At 73.1% G+C, this 15,141-nt stretch carries 12 protein-coding genes and 1 pseudogene; 5 read left to right on the top strand and 8 right to left on the bottom strand.

Annotated elements, in window-relative coordinates:
* Positions 1–43 precede the first annotated feature (43 nt).
* Complete coding sequence (locus ACFZP7_RS05010) at positions 44–1,399, bottom strand: dipeptidase (protein ID WP_127440731.1); 1,356 nt, start codon at positions 1,397–1,399, stop codon at positions 44–46.
* Positions 1,400–1,543: 144 nt separating this feature from the next.
* On the opposite strand from ACFZP7_RS05010, the gene ACFZP7_RS05005 reads away from it, so the two are divergent.
* From ACFZP7_RS05005 to ACFZP7_RS04995, 3 genes are all read left to right on the top strand, one after another.
* Positions 1,544–2,857 carry a geranylgeranyl reductase family protein gene (locus ACFZP7_RS05005; RefSeq protein ID WP_385633952.1) on the top strand — a complete coding sequence of 438 codons (1,314 nt, stop codon included), beginning with the start codon at positions 1,544–1,546 and terminating at the stop codon, positions 2,855–2,857.
* A gap of 437 nt (positions 2,858–3,294) precedes the next feature.
* A complete protein-coding gene (locus tag ACFZP7_RS05000) occupies positions 3,295–4,584 on the top strand; it encodes a sensor histidine kinase (RefSeq protein ID WP_385633951.1) in 1,290 nt (429 codons plus the stop codon).
* On the top strand, positions 4,581–5,246 hold the full coding sequence (locus ACFZP7_RS04995) for a response regulator transcription factor (protein ID WP_355517965.1): 666 nt from the start codon (positions 4,581–4,583) through the stop codon (positions 5,244–5,246). The genes ACFZP7_RS05000 and ACFZP7_RS04995 overlap by 4 nt, the downstream gene beginning before the upstream one ends.
* On the opposite strand, the gene ACFZP7_RS04990 is transcribed toward ACFZP7_RS04995, so the two are convergent.
* Both ACFZP7_RS04990 and ACFZP7_RS04985 read right to left on the bottom strand, forming a co-directional pair.
* Positions 5,207–5,491, bottom strand: coding sequence for a DUF6332 family protein (locus ACFZP7_RS04990; protein WP_355517968.1), 285 nt, complete (start codon positions 5,489–5,491; stop codon positions 5,207–5,209). The two genes, ACFZP7_RS04995 and ACFZP7_RS04990, sit on opposite strands and share 40 nt — an antisense overlap.
* A 57-nt stretch (positions 5,492–5,548) precedes the next feature.
* Positions 5,549–6,283: a maleylpyruvate isomerase family mycothiol-dependent enzyme gene (locus tag ACFZP7_RS04985; protein ID WP_385633950.1), complete on the bottom strand. Its 735-nt coding sequence runs from the start codon at positions 6,281–6,283 to the stop codon at positions 5,549–5,551.
* A gap of 443 nt (positions 6,284–6,726) precedes the next feature.
* On the opposite strand from ACFZP7_RS04985, the pseudogene ACFZP7_RS04980 reads away from it, so the two are divergent.
* Positions 6,727–7,299 (top strand): annotated as a pseudogene (locus ACFZP7_RS04980) (N-acetylmuramoyl-L-alanine amidase); the annotation flags it as partial.
* 508 nt (positions 7,300–7,807) lie between these two features.
* Here ACFZP7_RS04980 and ACFZP7_RS04975 read toward each other — a convergent pair.
* Positions 7,808–8,980 carry an MFS transporter gene (locus ACFZP7_RS04975; RefSeq protein ID WP_385633949.1) on the bottom strand — a complete coding sequence of 391 codons (1,173 nt, stop codon included), beginning with the start codon at positions 8,978–8,980 and terminating at the stop codon, positions 7,808–7,810.
* Between the two features lie 171 nt (positions 8,981–9,151).
* Between ACFZP7_RS04975 and ACFZP7_RS04970 the strand changes: the two genes are divergently transcribed.
* The gene (locus ACFZP7_RS04970) at positions 9,152–10,393 is read left to right on the top strand and encodes an ROK family protein (RefSeq protein WP_192341620.1); all 1,242 of its coding nucleotides are present in this window, start codon (positions 9,152–9,154) and stop codon (positions 10,391–10,393) included.
* A gap of 27 nt (positions 10,394–10,420) precedes the next feature.
* Here the strand turns inward: ACFZP7_RS04970 and ACFZP7_RS04965 are convergent, their stop codons facing one another.
* From ACFZP7_RS04965 to ACFZP7_RS04950, 4 genes are read right to left on the bottom strand one after another with little or no spacing between them, the layout of a single operon-like run.
* Complete coding sequence (locus ACFZP7_RS04965) at positions 10,421–11,800, bottom strand: GH1 family beta-glucosidase (RefSeq protein WP_019327093.1); 1,380 nt, start codon at positions 11,798–11,800, stop codon at positions 10,421–10,423.
* Between the two features lie 31 nt (positions 11,801–11,831).
* Positions 11,832–12,659, bottom strand: a complete 828-nt coding sequence (locus tag ACFZP7_RS04960; protein ID WP_019327094.1) for a carbohydrate ABC transporter permease — start codon at positions 12,657–12,659, stop codon at positions 11,832–11,834.
* 6 nt (positions 12,660–12,665) lie between these two features.
* Positions 12,666–13,619 carry a carbohydrate ABC transporter permease gene (locus tag ACFZP7_RS04955; protein WP_385633948.1) on the bottom strand — a complete coding sequence of 318 codons (954 nt, stop codon included), beginning with the start codon at positions 13,617–13,619 and terminating at the stop codon, positions 12,666–12,668.
* Between the two features lie 11 nt (positions 13,620–13,630).
* The gene (locus ACFZP7_RS04950) at positions 13,631–14,917 is read right to left on the bottom strand and encodes an ABC transporter substrate-binding protein (RefSeq protein ID WP_385633947.1); all 1,287 of its coding nucleotides are present in this window, start codon (positions 14,915–14,917) and stop codon (positions 13,631–13,633) included.
* Positions 14,918–15,141 lie beyond the last annotated feature (224 nt).

Below are 15,141 nucleotides of genomic sequence, written 5' to 3'. Positions count from 1 at the left end.
GCGAGGCCCCTCTGCCCACGGCAGAACCGGGGCCCGGCCGGGCTCAGCCCGCCGCGTAGTTGCGCAGGAACAGCGCCTCCGCGACCGACAGCCGCTCCAGCTCCTCGGGGGACACGCTCTCGTTCACGGCGTGGATCTGTGCCTCCGGCTCGCTCAGCCCGATCAGCAGGATCTCCGCCCGCGGGTACAGCGCGGCCAGGGTGTTGCACAGCGGGATGGAGCCGCCCTGACCGGCGTACTGCATCTCCTCGCCCGGGTACGCCACCGCCATCGCGTCCGCCATGGCCTGGTACGCCGGGCTCGTGGTGTCGGCGCGGAACGCCTGGCCCTGGCCGATCTGCTCGACGGCGACACGCGCGCCCCACGGCGTCCGGGACTCCAGGTGGGCCTGGAGCAGCTTGGTGGCCTCACCGGCGTCCACGCCCGGCGGCACCCGCAGGCTGACCAGCGCTCGGGCGCTCGCCTGCACCGACGGGGTGGCGCCGACCACCGGCGGGCAGTCGATGCCGAGCACCGTGACGGCCGGCCGCGCCCAGATCCGGTCGGCGACCGAACCCGAACCGATCAGCTCCACGCCGTCCAGCACCCGGGCGTCCCGGCGGAACTGCTCCTCGTCGTAGGCCAGTCCCTCCCACGCGCTGTCCGACGCCAGCCCGTCGACGGTCGTCGAACCGTCCTCGGCGCGCAGCGAGTCCAGCACGCGGATCAGGGCGGCCAGCGCGTCGGGCGCCGCGCCGCCGAACTGACCGGAGTGCAGGTTGCCCTCCAGCGTGTCGACCTTCACGCGCACCAGGGTCATGCCGCGCAGCGTCGAGGTGACCGTCGGCAGACCGACGCGGAAGTTGCCCGCGTCGCCGATGACGATGGTGTCCGCGGCCAGCAGCTCCGGGTGCTGCTCGGCGTACCGCTCCAGGCCGCCCGTGCCCTGCTCCTCCGAGCCCTCGGCGATGAACTTGACGTGCACCGGCACGCCGCCGTCGGCCTTGAGCGCGCGCAGGGCGAGCAGGTGCATCAGCACGCCGCCCTTGCAGTCGGCCGCGCCGCGCCCGTACCAGCGGCCGTCGCGCTCGGTCAGCTCGAACGGAGGGGTCGCCCAGGCGGCCTCGTCCAGCGGGGGCTGCACGTCGTAATGGGCGTAGAGCAGCACCGTCTTGGCGCCCTCGGGCCCGGGCAGGTAGCCGTACACGGACTGCGTGCCGTCCGGGGTGTCCAGCAGGTCCACGTCCTGGAAGCCCTCGGCGCGCAGCGCGGAGGCTATCCAGTTGGCGGCGCCGACGCTCTCGCTGCGCGGGAACTGGTCGAAGTCCGCCACCGATTTGAAGGCCACCAGCGCGGTGAGCTCCTCCTTCGCCCTGGGCATCAGCGAGGAGACGGTCTCGGCGACCGGATTCGACGACATGGGCACGCTCCTTGTAGGTGCGACGTTGTACCGATGAGTACTGGGGTTGGTGGGCCGATCCTCCCACAGTGGCCTGCGGCGATGCCCGCCGTAGGATGCGGGGGTCAGGTGCGGCATGCGGTTTGATCGGAGCAGTAGACCATCGTGAGCAGCGAGAACTCTTCGGCGGACGACACGCGTCAGGTCTGGGACGTCGTCGTGGTGGGCGCGGGACCGGCGGGGGCCTCGGCCGCCTACGCGGCGGCGGTCGCGGGGCGGCGCGTGCTGTTGCTGGAGAAGGCGGAGCTGCCCCGCTACAAGACGTGCGGCGGCGGCATCATCGGTCCCTCGCGCGACACCCTCCCACCCGGCTTCGAGCTGCCCCTGCGGGACCGTGTGCACGCGGTGACCTTCTCGCACAACGGGCGCTTCACCCGCACCCGGCGCTCCCGCCAGATGCTGTTCGGTCTGATCAACCGGCCCGAGTTCGACCAGCAGCTGGTCGAGCACGCCCAGAAGGCGGGCGCGGAGCTGCGTACGGGGGCCACGGTCACGCGGGTGGAGCAGCACGGGTCGGCGGTGCCGGACCGGCGCACCGTCGCCGTCGTCCTGCAGGGCGGCGAGACGGTGCTGGCGCGGGCCGTCGTCGGCGCGGACGGCAGCGCCAGCCGGATAGGCGCGCACGTCGGGGTGAAGCTCGACCAGGTCGACCTCGGCCTGGAGTCGGAGATCCCGGTGCCGGAGACGGTCGCCGAGGACTGGAAGGGGCGGGTCCTCATCGACTGGGGGCCGATGCCCGGCAGTTACGGCTGGGTCTTCCCGAAGGGGGACACGCTGACGGTCGGGGTGATCTCGGCGCGCGGCGAGGGCGCGGCGACCAAGCGGTACCTGGAGGACTTCGTCGGCCGGCTCGGCCTCGCCGGCTTCGAGCCCAGCGTCTCCTCCGGTCACCTGACCCGTTGCCGGGCCGACGACTCCCCGCTCTCCCGCGGCCGGGTCCTGGTCTGCGGGGACGCGGCGGGGCTCCTGGAGCCGTGGACGCGCGAGGGCATCTCCTTCGCCCTGCGCAGCGGGCGGCTCGCGGGCGAGTGGGCGGTGCGGATCGCCGAGGCGCACGACGCCGTGGACGCGCGCAAGCAGGCCCTGAACTACGCGTTCGCCATCAAGGCCGGGCTCGGCGTCGAGATGAGCGTCGGCAAGCGGATGCTGGCGGTCTTCGAGCGTCGTCCGGGGATCTTCCACGCGGCCCTGACCGGGTTCCGTCCGGCCTGGAAGGCGTTCAAGGACATCACGCAGGGCTCGACCTCGCTGGGCGAACTGGTCCGCGCCCACCCGCTGGCCCAGCGGGCGCTGGCGGCGATGGACCGCCGTCCCGCGGGTGCGGCGGAGCCGCCGTCCGCTCCGGCCTCGACGGCGGACCCGGGCGCACGGGACGCCGGGGGCGCCGAGCGCTCCGCGGGCGACGAATCCGGGGCCTGAGCGTCGGGCTCCCGTGCCGGCGGGGCCGGGGGCGTCCCGCGCATGCTCGTGGGCGGGTGTTCCGCGTGCGGTGAGCGGGGGAGCACCGGTGCCGGAGGCTTCCCGTAGGCCCGTAGGCCCGTAGGCCCGTAGGCCCGTAGGCCCGCAGGCCCGCAGGGCACGCCCACGGCCCGGGGGTGCGCGGCCGGGAGGCCGACTCGGACTTCCCCCTTTCGGTGGGGGTGCGCGGCGCCTCCGGCTCGCGCCCGCGCCCGCGCCTGACGCGGGACGCGGGACGGCCGGCCCCAGCAGGGTGCGGGGGCACCGCCCTGACTTGGGTGCGGGGGAGCACCGCCCTCACACCCCGTGAGCGACCACGGCGTACTTCCAGGGGAGTACGCGTGATCACCACGCGCGGGTGACGTCGCGACAGCCTCGCGGCGTCTAGCGTGGCGGTCATGGACGGACAGCGCGGACGCGCGGGCGGGCCGCCGCAGTGGTGGCGGCACGGGCCCCCGTGGTGGCACGGGGGCGGTGACGACCGGCCCCGGCCTCGGTGGCCCTGGCGCTCCACGGTGCTGCTCACGGCCTTCGTGCTGGTCGGCTCCGGCTTCGCCGCCCACTCCCAGGAGGGCGAGCGCGTCGCGCTGGATCCCTTCGCGCGCGTGCTGCTGCTCCTGACGGGCGCGGCGCTGCTGTGGCGGCAGCGGTACCCCGTGCCGGTGGCCTTCGGCACGGCGGCCACCACCTTGGTCTACCTGGCCACCGGATACCCCTACGGCCCGGTCTTCCTGGCCGTCGCGGTGGCCTGCTTCAGCGCCGTGGTCTCCGGACACCGCAGAGCCGCGTGGACGGCCATGGCGACGCTGTGGGCGGGGCACGCGCTGCTGGCACACTGGCTGTACCCGTGGCTGCCGCCGTCCGGGGACGCCGCCGCGTCCTGGGGCGAGGAGGGCGTGGTCGCCACCTGGGTGGTGGCGATCGTCGCGGTGTCGGAACTGGCCCGCACCCGGCGCGAGCAGTGGGCCAGGGACCGGGCCGAGCGGGCCAAAGCGGCGAGGCGGCGCGCGGACGAGGAACGGCTGCGCATCGCCCGCGAACTGCACGACGTCCTCGCGCACAGCATCTCTGTCATCAACGTGCAGGCGGGCGTGGGCCTCGCGCTCCTCGACACCGACCCCGAGCAGGCGCGGACCGCGCTCACCACCATCAAGGCCAAGAGCAAGGAGGCCCTGGGCGAGGTGCGCCAGGTCCTCGACACCCTGCGCGCCCCGGGTGACGCGCCCCGCACGCCGGCCCCGGGGCTCGGCCGGCTGCCCGAACTGGTCGAGCAGGCGGCGAGCGCCGGGCTCACCGTGGAGGTCGAGGGAGAGCCGCCGGCGCTGCCGCCCGGTACCGATCTCGCCGCCTTCCGCATCGTGCAGGAGGCCCTCACCAACGTCGTCCGGCACTCCGGTTCCCGGCACGCGCGCGTGGGCCTCGCCCGGGAGGGCGGCGCGCTGCGGCTGCGCGTCGACGACGACGGCCCCGCGACCGGCGCCGAGGCCGGCGGCAGCGGCAACGGGCTGGCGGGCATGCGGGAGCGGGCGGCGGCGCTGGGCGGCACCATCGAGGCGGGCCCGCGCCCCGACGGCGGCTTCCGGGTGCTCGCGCTCCTGCCGATCGGCCCCGACAGCCTCAGCGACCCCGAGAACCCCGAGATCCCGAAGAACCCCGAGAACGCCCGTGCCACGGAGGAGGACCGGTGATCCGCGTACTGCTCGCCGACGACCAGTCACTGGTGAGGGCAGGTTTCCGGGCCCTGCTGGACGCGCAGCCGGACATCGAGGTGGCCGCGGAGGCCGCCGACGGGGAGGAGGCGGTCCGCGCGGTCCGCGAACTGCGCCCCGACGTCGTCCTGATGGACATCCGCATGCCCCTGCTGGACGGTCTGGCGGCGACCCGCCGGGTCACCGGGGACGTAGCGCTGCGCGACGTGAAAGTGGTCATGCTCACCACCTTCGAACTCGACGAGTACGTCTTCGAGGCGATCCGCTCGGGTGCCTCCGGCTTCCTGGTCAAGGACACCGAGCCGGAGGAACTGCTGCGCGCCGTGCGGGCGGTGGTCGCCGGTGACGCCCTGCTCTCGCCCGGCGTGACGCGCCGGCTGATCGCCGAGTTCGCGGCCCGCTCCAAGGAGCCGGCGGCCGCCGGCCGGCTGGCCGGGCTCACCGAACGGGAACGGGAGGTGATGGCCCTGGTCGGCATCGGACTGTCCAACGACGAGATCGCCCGCCGCCTGGTCGTCAGCCCCCTCACCGCCAAGACCCACGTCAGCCGCACCATGGTGAAGCTGGGCGCCCGGGACCGGGCCCAACTGGTGGTGCTGGCCTACGAGTCCGGGTTGGTGCGGCCCGGCTGGCTGGGCTGACCGTCGCGCCCGAAGCGGAGCAGCACGGCGGCCACCCGGACGAGGAACACGACGGCCGCCAGCACCGTGCCCGCCCCGACGAGCACGGAGCGGACGCCGCCCGTCAGCCCGAAGACCCAGGCGGGCCCCGCCACGGCCCCGAACAGCACGGCCGCGGCGAACACCGCACTGCACAGCGCGTAACCGATCTCGACCGTGATCGCGTCCCGCTCACCCTGCGTACGCCGTCCCCCGTGAGTCGTCATGGGGGAAGTCTCGCAGACGGTGGCCGGCCGGGTCCGGCCGCGCGACCCCCGTCACTCTCAGACGACGCCCGACTTCTCGCGCCACAGCGCGGCGAGCGAGGCGTCGCCGGCCACCTCGGGCACCGGCCGGCGGTTCCACAGCGCCGAGTAGAGCCGCGAGGCGGGCCCGGACAGCTCGCAGTCGGCGTCGCCGGCGGCGGCCCGCTCGGTCACGGGCGGCTCGGCGGACAGCCGTACGGTCCACACGGCGCCCGGCACGTCCGTCGCCCGCACCCGCAGCGTGCGGGGTTCCGGGGTGCGGACGGCGCTCTTCGGGCGGGCGTGGAAGCCGCACAGCAACTCGTCGATGCCGTCCACCGCGAAGTCCGCGGCGACGCCGGTGACGGCGCCGCCGGCGGCCGACTCGGCGTCCATCCGGTGCACGGTCGTCTCGTGCGCCTGCCGCCGCGCCCAGAACGCCAGCGGGGACGGCGCGGGCAGGAAGTGCCAGCAGCGCACATCGGGCGCGGCACCGGCGAGGGTGTCGACGAGCAGCCCGTGTCCCTCCCGGAACCAGGCCAGGAGAGCGGTGCCGTCCAGGTCCGGCAGTCCGCCGTCGGGCCGCGGCGCGGTGTGCCCCTCGGCGACGAACGACGTCGCCCAGCGGTGCACCGCCCCGGTGTGCCGCAGCAGGTCCCGCACCCGCCAGCCGGGGCAGGTCGGCACGTCGGCATCGGTGCCGGCCGACTCGGCGGCCGTGGCCAGCAACGAGCCTTCGTGGGCCAGGGTCTTGACGTGAGCGGAGGTGTCCATGCGGGGAGTGTGCCGCAGGGACCGGCACCGGCCGCAACCACCCACGGGAGCCGGGACCTCGGCCCCCGTTCCGTAGGCTCCCGTTCCGCACGTCCCGACGGCCGGATCGGTGCGGTGGCGCGGTCCGGTCCGCACTCCGGCGTGGACATCGCGCTCGCACCGGGTAGTTACCAGGAGGGTCCCGACGCGAACCGGAATCTCGGGAACCGGCCCGCCGGGTCGGTGTCCGCGGGCCCGACCAGAGCGCCGCGCCCCGCGCGGGCTTCGTACGAGGAGCGGAGGCTGAGCATGCCCCAACCACCCAGCGCGGGCGCCACCGTGACGCACCGGCCGCCGGAGGACGACCGCCGGGACCCGGTCCGCCGGCGCGCACGTGCCGCACGGGGGTCCTGCGACGCACCCGGCGGCCGGTCCTGGCCGGAGCGTGCGTGATGACCGAACCGATGGCAGCCGGCAGCTTCCTGAGGGCCCTGCGGGACGAGGGGCTGACCGTCGTCGAGGTCGGCGACTGGCGCCACCACAACCGCAACCACACGGGAGCCTGGGGACCCGTGCACGGGGTGATGATCCACCACACGGTGACGAGGGGCAGCGCCGCCACGGTCGACATCTGCCGCAAGGGCTACTCCGGGCTGCCCGGACCGCTCTGCCACGGTGTCATCACCAAGGACGGCCGCGTCCATCTGGTCGGCTACGGCCGCGCCAACCACGCGGGTCTCGGCGACGACGACGTGCTGCGGGCGGTGATCGCCGAACGCGCGCTGCCCGCCGACAACGAGGCGAACACCGACGGCAACCGGCACTTCTACGGCTTCGAGTGCGAGAACCTGGGCGACGGTCAGGACCCCTGGCCGGCCGCGCAGTTGGAGGCGATCGAGCGCGCCGCCGCCGCGATCTGCCGCCACCACGGGTGGAACGAGCGGTCCGTCATCGGTCACCTTGAATGGCAGCCCGGCAAGGTCGACCCGCGCGGCTTCACCATGGCCTCGATGCGCGACCGGATCAAGAACAGGCTGGCCGGCTCGTCCGGCCGTCCCGAGGAGGACGACGTGCCCACGTACCTGTCGCTCGGCATGACCGACCCGCTGACCCTGCAGCCGGGCCAGTGGAAGACCATCGCCTGGAACGAGGAGTACTCCGACGGGGCGGACGACCACTTCGCGGGCGGGCAGACGTTCGCCCACAACGCGCACTACAACGGTCTGCTGACCCTCGTGGGGCAGGGCGTCGCACGGGGCGACGAGCTCCAGGTCCGGGTCGCCGAGGACGAGGACGGCGGTGGTCCGACGGTCCGCACGTTCGACCCGATCGAGGTGGTCGGCACCAGCGGCGGCACCTACGGGGGCGTTCCGGTCCTCGGCGTCGTCGGCGCGGGCCGGCGCGCGAAGATCCAGCTCTGCCACTTCGGCCCCGAGCCGGTCACCATCACCCGTGCCACGCTGCGGGCGCACGTCTGGCCGCTGTGACCGCGCGGGCGGCCGGCCCCTGCGGGCCGGCCGCCCGACCGGGTGAAGGGTCCGCCGGTCAGCCCGTCTCCGCCGCCCGGCGGGTCGCGACCGCGACGAGCACCGCCACCGCCGCGAGCGCCGCCACGCTGGTGAGCGCCGTCGGCAGGGAGAACCAGTCGGCCATGAAGCCGATCGCGGGCGGCCCGAGCAGCATGCCGCCGTAGCCCAGGGTGGAGGCGGTCGCGACACCGGCGGGGCCGCCGAGAGCACCTGCCCGTTCGATCGCGACCGGGAAGATGTTGGCGAGTCCCAGGCCGGTGATCGCGAAGCCGAACAACGCCGCCCACACGGACGGCGCGAGCGAGCCCAGCAGCATGCCGGCCACGGCGGTGGTGCCGCCGGCCACCACCGTGGTCGTACGGCCCAGACGCTCCAGCAGGATCGTGCCGGTCAGCCGCCCGACCGTCATGGCGAGCGCGAAGCACGAGTAGCCGGCCGCGGCGAGGCCCGGGGAGGCGTCGAGGTCCTGGGCCAGGTGCAGCGCGCCCCAGTCGGCCATGGCGCCCTCGCCGTAGGCGGTGCACAGGGCGATCACGCCGAAGGTGACGACGAGGCGGCGGGTGCGCCGGTCGAGCCGGCGTGGCGCGCCCTGGCCCCGGACAGCGCCGTCCGGTGGGGCGGCGGGTGCGCAGCGCAGCAGGGCGCGGCCCGCGAACAGGGTCACGACGAGGCCGATGACGGTGAGGCAGAGCAGGTGCCGCACGGGTGACAACGACCCGGCGACCAGCCCGCCGAGCCCCGCGCCGACCATGCCGCCGAGACTGAACGCGGCGTGGAAGCTGGGCATGATGGGGCGCCGCAGCGCGGCCACCAGGTCGACGGCCGCGCTGTTGAAGGCGACGTTGATCCCGCCGTAGGCGCTGCCGAACACCAGCAGGACCAGGCCGAGGGCGAGCGCGGAGTGGGTCAGCGGGGGCAGCGCGACGCTCAGGCAGAGCAGGACCGCGCAGGCGACGGTGACGGGGTGGCTGCCGTAGCGCCGGCAGAGCCTGCCGGTGAGCGTCATGGTGACGACGGCACCCGCCGAGACACCGAGCAGCGCCAGGCCCAGGGCACCGGCCGAGGCGCCGGTCTGCTCCTTGATGGCGGGGATGCGGACGACCCAGCCGGCGAAGACGAAGCCGTCGAGGGCGAAGAAGGCGGTCAGGGCGGTTCGCAGACGGGTCAGGTCGTTCCGGGGGCCCGGCACGGCACTGTGCGAACGGGATTTGTTTATTTGCGGCACAAAGTCAGGCTAGAGGCGCGGCCGGGGACCGGCAAGGCCCGGTCGCGCCGACCCGGCGGCGCCGGGCGGGAAGGGCTGCCCGGGACGCAGCGACGCAGGTCAACGCCCCGCGCGTCGCATACGCTCGACACCACCATGAAGAACAACCTCACCCCCCTGGAGCCGAAGGCCGACAAGGCCACGGTCAGACGGCACAACCTCAGCCTGGTCCTGAGAGCGGTGCACGACGCGGGGGAGGCGACCCGGGCCGGCGTCGCCACGCACGTCGGACTGACCCGTGCGGCGGTCTCTTCCCTGGTCGAGCAGTTGCTGGAGTACGGGTTCGTCTCCGAGGGCGGCAAGACGAGCAGTGGACAGGCGGGCCGGCCCGGCACCGTCCTCAGGGTGGCCAGGTCGGGTCCCGCCGGGCTCGGTGTCGAGATCAACATCGACTACGTCGCCGTCTGCGTCGTCGACCTCGCCGGCACCGACCGGGTCCGGCTCGTGGAGCACGTCGACAACCGCGGTGTCCAGCCCTCCGAGGTACTGACGCGCGCGGCCCGGCTGGCCGCGCGCGCCATCGGCTCGGCGGCCGAGCAGGATCTCGCGCCGGCCGGTGCGCACGTCGCCCTGCCCGGACTGGTGACCGGCGGCACCGTCCGCCAGGCCCCGAACCTCGGCTGGCGACGCGTGGCCGTCGAGGGACTGTTCGCCCAGGCGCTCCTCGCCCTGCGCCCTGCCCACCGCCCGCTGCCGGTCAGCTCCGACAACGAGGCCAACGCCGCCGCCCTGGCCGAGCTGTGGTTCGGCGCCGGTACGGAGGGCGTGCGCAGCTTCCTCTACCTCACCGGGGAGATCGGCATCGGCGGAGCCCTCGTGCTCAAGGGGGAGTTGCTGCGGGGCGCGCACGGCTTCGCCGGCGAGATCGGCCACATGGTCGTCGACCCGGAGGGCCCCCGGTGCCGTTGCGGGGCCCGCGGCTGCCTGGAGCAGTACGCCGGGCAGTCCGCGCTGCTCGCGGCGGCCGGCATCGACGCGGACGCCGGTGTGCAGGGCGTCGCCGAGCTGGAACGCCGTGCCCGCAAGGGCGATGCGGCCGCCCTGTCGGCGATCGAGGGGGCGGGACGACGCCTGGGCGTCGTGGTGTCGGGAGCCGTGAACCTCTTCGACCCGGACGCGGTGATGCTCGGCGGCGTCTACCGCGAGCTGATGGACTGGCTGGCGCCCGCCGTCGACCGCGAACTCGCCCTCCGGGTGGTCTCCGGGCTGTGGCGCGAGGACGGGAAGCGGCTGCGGGCCTCCTCCTCCCGGGGCGACGCGGCCCGCGGCGCGGCCGGCGTGATCGTGCGGGAGGTGCTGGCCGACCCGGCGGCGTACGCCGAACGGGACCGGGGCTGACGGCGCCGCCGGTCCCCGCGCCCGGAGTCAGCCGCGGTTGGCGGCGATCATCTCCCGGTACCAGTGGTAGCTGTCCTTCGGTGTGCGCTCCTGGGTCTCGTAGTCGACGCGGACGATGCCGAAGCGCTTGTCGTAGCCGTACGCCCACTCGAAGTTGTCCAGCAGCGACCACACGTAGTACCCGCGCACGTCCACGCCCGCGTCGATCGCCGCCCGCAGCGCGACGAGATGGTCGCGCAGGTAGGCGACGCGGTCGGCGTCGTGCACCGAGCCGTCGGCGGCGGGGGTGTCGTGCTCGGCCGACCCGTTCTCCGTGATGTGGACCGGCGGCAGCGCGTCCCCGTACTCCTTCTTCAGCCGTACCAGGAGTTCGGTGAAGCTGTCGGGGACGACCGGCCAGCCCATCGCCGTCTCCCGGACGCCGGGCAGCCGGACCTCCTCGTAGCGGTTGTCGGTCGCCACCCGCCGTGCCGGGTCGCTCTCGCGGTGCGGGGCGTCGGCGACCACGATCGGCCGGTAGTAGTTGACGCCGAGGAAGTCCAGCGGCTGGGAGATCAGCTCCAGGTCGCCCTCGCGCCGGAAGTCCGCGCCGGTGATCAGCTCGCCCCAGGTCTCCTCCTCGGTGGCCGGATAGCGGCCCGCGAGGATCGGCTCGGTCCACACCAGATTGTGCTGGGTGTCCGCGCGGACCACGGCCGCCAGGTCGGCGGGGGAGTCCGTGGCCGGGAGGTTGCGGTCCAGGTTGAGCGTGATGCCGACCTCGCGCACCCCGGCCGCCCGCAGCGCCTTCACCGCCAGACCGTGGCCGACCAGCAGATGGTGGGCGGCGGCCAGCGCCGGCCGGCCCTCCCGGGCACCGGGTGCGTGCCGGCCCACCGAGTAGCCGAGGAAGGCGCTGCACCACGGCTCGTTGAGCGTGATCCAGCGCGGCACCCGGTCGCCCAGGTGCTCGGCGACCCGGGCCGTGTACTCGGCGAACCGCTCCGCCGTCTCCCGCACCCGCCAGCCGCCCCGGTCCTCCAGGGCCTGCGGCAGGTCCCAGTGGTACAGGGTGGCGGCCGGCTCGATGCCCGCCGCCAGCAGCTCGTCGACCAGACGGGAGTAGAAGTCCAGGCCCTTCGGGTTCACCGCGCCCGAGCCGTCCGGCACGATGCGCGGCCAGGCGATCGAGAAGCGGTAGGAGTCCACGCCCAGGTCGCGCAGCAGCGCCACGTCCTGGGGGTAGCGGTGGTAGTGGTCGCAGGCCACGTCACCGGTGTCGCCGTTCACCACCAGACCGGGGGTGTGGCTGTAGGTGTCCCAGATCGACGGACCGCGGCCGTCCTCCCGGGCCGCGCCCTCGATCTGGTACGAGGCGGTCGCGGCGCCGAAGACGAAACCGGGCGGGAAGCCGGGGTACTCACTCATGCTGTACTGCTCAACTCCTGGACGAGGACGATTACTTGACGGAGCCACCGGTGATCCCGGCGGCGATGTACTTCTGGGCGAGGACGAGCAGGATCGCCGCCGGCACAGCGGAGAGCACGGAGGCGGCCATCACCGAGCCCCAGTCGCCCACGTGCGCGCCGATGTACTGGTAGATGCCGAGCGTGATGGGCTTGACCTCGTCGGTGGTGTTCAGGGTGAGCGCGAACATGAAGTCGCTCCACGAGAACAGGAACGCGAAGAGCCCCGAGGTGATCAGCGAGTTGCGGCTCATCGGCAGCACCACCCGCACGAAGGTCCGCACCGGACCGGCCCCGTCGATCTGCGCGGCCTCGATCACCTCGCCCGGGATCGACACCATGAAGGAGCGCATCAGCACGATCGAGAACGGGATGCCCAGCGAGGCGTCCGCCAGCATCAGACCGAAGTAGGAGTTGACCAGGCCCAGATCGACGTACGAGTTGTAGAGCGCGTTGGCGATGACGATGCCCGGCACCATCTGGGTGATCAGCGTGCCGAACACGATCGTGCGCGAGCCCCGCAGCCCGAACCGCGCCAGCCCGTACGCCGCCGGCGCCGAGATCAGCAGGCAGATGGCGACCGCGCCGAGCGACACGGCCAGCGAGGTCAGCAGGTGCCCGCCCTGGTCGCTGATGGCCTTCGAGAAGCCGGACAGGTCCAGACTGCCCGGTACCGGGTCGACCTTCAGCAGCCCCGACTCGGGCTGCAGCGCGGTGTTGAGCATCCAGTACAGCGGGAACAGCATCACCGCGAGGACGAGCACACCGGCGACGGTGGAGCCCCAGCGGCGCCGGGACGCGTTGGGCGTGTGGGTGGCCATCGTCGGTCACTTCCCCTCGGTGCGGTTGGCCCGCAGATAGAACACCGCGAACACGGCGGAGATCAGGATGAGCACGTTGCCGACCACGGCGCCGGCGCCGAAGTCCAGCTGGACGAAGGAGTTCTGGTAGGTCAGCGTGCCGAGCGTCTGGGTCGCGTCGGCCGGGCCGCCGTCGGTGAGGGCGAGGATCAGGTCGAGGATCTTCACCGTCGACATGAAGCCGAGCACGAGCACCACCGTGATGACCGGCTTGAGCATCGGCAGGGTGACCGAGCGGAAGGTCCGCCACGCCGAGGCGCCGTCCAGCGCGGCGGCCTCGTGCAGCTCCTTCGGGATCTCCTGGAGGCCGCCGTAGAGGATGACCATGTTGAACGGGATGCCGATCCAGATGTTGACCAGGATCACCGACAGCAGGGCCATGTCGGGGCTGGTCAGCCAGGGGGTGTGGCCGCCGATGCCGAGGGTGTCCAGGAAGGAGTTGAGGACACCGGTGTCCTGGTCGAGGATGCGCCGCCAGACGATGCCGGACACCACCATGGGCACCAGCCAGGGCAGCAGGATCAGCGAGCGCAGCACGCCGTTCAGCGGGAAGCGGCGGCTGAAGAAGACCGCCAGCGCCATGCCGATGCAGAACTGCCCGAGCAGCGAGCCGGCCGTGAACACGAGGGTGTGCCACAGGGCCTTGCCGAACAGGGCGTCGTGGAAGACGTTCGACCAGTTGTCGGCGCCGTTGAAGGGCGCCTCACCGGTGAAGAAGGTCTTCGGCGTGTAGTGCTGGAAGCTCATCACGACGTTGCGGACCAGCGGGTAGCCGAAGAAGAGCAGCATGAAGACGACGGCGGGGGCGACGAACCCCCACTGCGTGAGCCGGCGCTGGCGCGCGATCCGGGCCGGGTCGGGTGCCGCGGCCGGTGCGGACGCCTTCTCGGGCGTCCGGGCGGTGACGGTGGACGTGGTCATGGGCGCGTACCTCAGTTCCCGCTCGTGGCCCGCTGCTGGGCGCGCTTCAGGGCGGTCTCGCCGGACTGGCCGGTCAGGGCGGACTGGAAGGCGCTCTGCAGGGCGAGCGACACGCTCGACCAGCCGGCGCCCAGCTTCGCCGTCCGGGACCGGGCGACGGCCACCTGATCGGCGAGGGAGTCCAGCTCCGGCACCCGTTCGCGCCAGACGGCGGCGGCCTTGGCGTTGGCCGGCACCATCCAGCTGTTGAGCGCGTAGGTCAGCTGCTCCTCCTCGCTCGACAGACAGGCGACGATCTTCCCGGCGGTCTTCTCCCGTGCCTCGTCGCCGGTGTTCGGCACGGTGAGCACGGCGCCGCCCAGCGGTCCGACCGAGTCCTCGCCGGCCTCGGGCACCGGGATGGGGGCGATGCCCCAGTGCAGCGACTCGTCGGTGTTGAGGGTCTCCACCTGCCACGGACCGTTGATCATCATCGCGGCGTTGCCGGCCATGAACTGGTCGTTGACGTCCGCCTGCGTCCAGTTGACCGTCGACTTCGACAGCGAGCCGTCCCCGAGCAGGCCCTTCCAGTAGTCCAGTGCCTCCACGACCCGGGGACTGTCCAGGTCGGTCTCGTCACCGCCGTTGGACCACATGAACGGCAGGAACTGGAAGACGCCGTCCTCGGCGCCGCCCGCGCTCAGCGCCAGGCCGTACCGCTTGCCCTGGGTGAGCCGCTGCGCGGTCTCCCGCAGCTCCGCCCAGGTCGTGGGCACCTCGACGCCCGCCTTGTCGAGCACGTCCTTGTTGTAGAAGAGCGCCAGCGTGTTCACCGACCGCGCGGCGCCGTAGTACGTCCCCCGGTACGAGCCGAAGTCGACGATGCCCTCGGGGACGTCCTCGGTGCTCAGCCCGAGGGACCGCAGGTCGGTCAGGCCGCCCGCGTCCGCGAAGGTCGGCATCTCCGACGCGTCGAACTGCACGATGTCGGGCAGCGACTTGGACGACGCCATGCGCAGCGCCTTCGTCATCACCTGCGCCGCCGGGACGCTCTGCTGCTCGATGGTGACGCCCAGCCGCTCGCCGCACCGGGCCATCGCCTCCGCGTCCCAGCGGTGGTAGGACTCGTCGGTCGAGGAGTTCAGCACGGTGTACACGTCGGCGTCCCGCTGCTGTCCGCAGCCGGTCAGCGCGGCCCCCGCGACCAGGACACAGACGGCCGCGACCGGGGCGACGACTCGGCGTGAACGTCCTCGCCCGTGGTGCCCGGTGGCAGGAGGGTGTGCTGTCAAGGCGAGCGAGGTGAAGCGCTTCGACATGGTGCGGCCCTTGCTGTCGTACCGTCCGGCTCCCTCGCCGGACCGTTTTGTTTGATGTGATGACTAATACGTCAAGGACCTGCTGTCGCGCTAGAGGAAAGTGGCCCCGGTCTCGCCGCTCCGTGGCGTGAAGGGAGTGTTCTTGTCGGTAATAGTGCCTGCTCAGAGGCGTGAACCCGATCGCAGCCCCTCGGCGGCCGCATTTGTTTTGTGTACGATCAAAA

The sequence above is a fragment of the Streptomyces sp. SudanB5_2050 genome (assembly GCF_964272335.1).
Classification (GTDB): domain Bacteria; phylum Actinomycetota; class Actinomycetes; order Streptomycetales; family Streptomycetaceae; genus Streptomyces; species Streptomyces rochei.
Note: the sequence above shows the minus strand (reverse complement) of the source record. Positions and strands in the feature narration are given on the sequence as shown.

Excerpts from the sequence above, each read along its gene's own strand:
- ACFZP7_RS05010 (WP_127440731.1), bottom strand. The coding sequence starts at position 1,399 with ATGTCGTCGAATCCGGTCGCCGAGACCGTCTCCTCGCTGATGCCCAGG.
- ACFZP7_RS05000 (WP_385633951.1), top strand. The coding sequence starts at position 3,295 with ATGGACGGACAGCGCGGACGCGCGGGCGGGCCGCCGCAGTGGTGGCGG.
- ACFZP7_RS04990 (WP_355517968.1), bottom strand. The coding sequence starts at position 5,491 with ATGACGACTCACGGGGGACGGCGTACGCAGGGTGAGCGGGACGCGATC.
- ACFZP7_RS04985 (WP_385633950.1), bottom strand. The coding sequence starts at position 6,283 with ATGGACACCTCCGCTCACGTCAAGACCCTGGCCCACGAAGGCTCGTTG.
- ACFZP7_RS04970 (WP_192341620.1), top strand. The coding sequence starts at position 9,152 with ATGAAGAACAACCTCACCCCCCTGGAGCCGAAGGCCGACAAGGCCACG.
- ACFZP7_RS04965 (WP_019327093.1), bottom strand. The coding sequence starts at position 11,800 with ATGAGTGAGTACCCCGGCTTCCCGCCCGGTTTCGTCTTCGGCGCCGCG.
- ACFZP7_RS04960 (WP_019327094.1), bottom strand. The coding sequence starts at position 12,659 with ATGGCCACCCACACGCCCAACGCGTCCCGGCGCCGCTGGGGCTCCACC.
- ACFZP7_RS04955 (WP_385633948.1), bottom strand. The coding sequence starts at position 13,619 with ATGACCACGTCCACCGTCACCGCCCGGACGCCCGAGAAGGCGTCCGCA.
- ACFZP7_RS04950 (WP_385633947.1), bottom strand. The coding sequence starts at position 14,917 with ATGTCGAAGCGCTTCACCTCGCTCGCCTTGACAGCACACCCTCCTGCC.